1 protein-coding gene is annotated in these 1,638 nt (G+C 49.6%); it reads left to right on the top strand.

Annotation, left to right across the window (positions count from 1 at the left end; translation table 11 throughout):
• Window positions 1–1,052 (top strand): NAD(P)/FAD-dependent oxidoreductase (locus HN413_04800; protein ID MBT3389709.1); only part of this gene is annotated, 1,052 nt, incomplete at its 5' end.
• Window positions 1,053–1,638: the final 586 nt, after the last annotated feature.

The following is a 1,638-nucleotide window of genomic DNA, read 5'->3' as shown; positions in this document are numbered from 1 at the left end:
AGGCTTTTCATCGCTATTTTTCTGATGATGTCCTTGCCCTGCTTCACGCGCACGGCATCGAGACAATCACCGAGCGCGGCGGGCGCGTATTTCCCGTTAGCGGGCAGGCGAGCGATGTTGTGGAAGCGCTGGTCGAATGGGCTACTGGCAACGGGGCAAAAATCTGGACAGATTCCCCTGTAAATTCAATTTGGGTAGAAAATGACCACGTAACCGGCGTTGAAACGCCTCACACCGTGTTGGATGCCGACGCGGTGATTATTGCCACTGGGGGCGCTTCATACCCCGGAACAGGCTCTACAGGTGATGGCTATCGTCTGGCATGTGAATGTGGACATCGCATTGTGCCGATTCGCCCGGCGCTGGTGCCACTGGTTACCGCGGGGGACACGGCTAAAAAACTACAGGGGTTAAGTTTGAAGAATATCTCTGTTGGCGTATGGGTGGATGGAAAAAAATCTACGGATGCTTTTGGCGAAATGCTCTTCACGCATTTTGGGGTTTCTGGCCCAATTATCTTGACGTTAAGCCGCGATATTGTTGATGCGCTTCAGGCCGGGAGCGAGGTGATACTCTCAATTGACCTCAAGCCTGCCCTGGATCATCAAAAATTGGATCTTCGTTTACTGCGCGATATTCAGGCACATGGAAAGCAGCAATTTCAGACATTGCTCAAAGAGTTGTTGCCGAGAACGATGATCCCGGTTTGTATTGAGCAAAATGGAATCGCTGCCGAGAAACTGGTCAATCAAATCAGCGCCGATGAACGAAAATGCGTGCGCAATTGGCTCAAAGACTTTCGGATGGCGGTCATAGACCATCGCTCCTTCATGCAGGCCATCGTCACTGCAGGTGGCGTGGATACGCGCGAAGTTAATCCAAAAACCATGCAATCGCGCCTGATTGCGGGCTTGTATTTCGCGGGAGAAGTGCTGGATGTTGATGCTGATACCGGTGGATATAATCTGCAGGCAGCTTTTTCGACTGGCTGGTTGGCGGGAACGTCTGCGGCATCGCCAGCGGTTGGACGATCTCCATCTATCCCGATTTAGGCAGATATTGTATACTTGTAGGGCATTCAGCAATCAAAGATGCTCAAAAGAGGTGTTATTATGCAAATCCGATGTTCGAAATGTCACATACCTGTTGCGTTGAACCGCGATGCTGTCGTTGATGCGCTTGACCATATCGATAAAGAAAAACTTTCTTTCTATGATTTACGCTGTCCAAAATGCCGCACAATGAACCGCGTGTCGCGTAAACAGTTGCAGCGTTCCATGCCGAAGATAGCTCGCGACCCGGACGATGCCAGTTAGCCACCGCGAATACCATTTTTGGAACAAATCCTAAGGAAGGTGGGCAGCATGAAGACCATGTTGCCCACTTTTTTGATGAAATGTTGGAGCGCAGTCCGTGAAATTCGCATCGTTGCAATCTATTATGCACCGCGTTTGGCAAAAATCCATTTTTGTAGCGCGTATCGTAAGCCATGCTTTTATGCGTTTGGGGGAAGAGCGCGTTGCAGAGGCCGCTGCCGGATTAGCTTTTTATAGTTTTTTCTCACTTTTTCCATTATTGTTAATCTTTAGTTTCCGCTAACTGATTGGGTAGATAAAGGGGCAATGGGCTCAAACATGG

This window comes from Chloroflexota bacterium (genome assembly GCA_018648225.1).
In the GTDB taxonomy this organism is placed as follows: domain Bacteria; phylum Chloroflexota; class Anaerolineae; order Anaerolineales; family UBA11858; genus NIOZ-UU35.
Note: the sequence above shows the minus strand (reverse complement) of the source record. Positions and strands in the feature narration are given on the sequence as shown.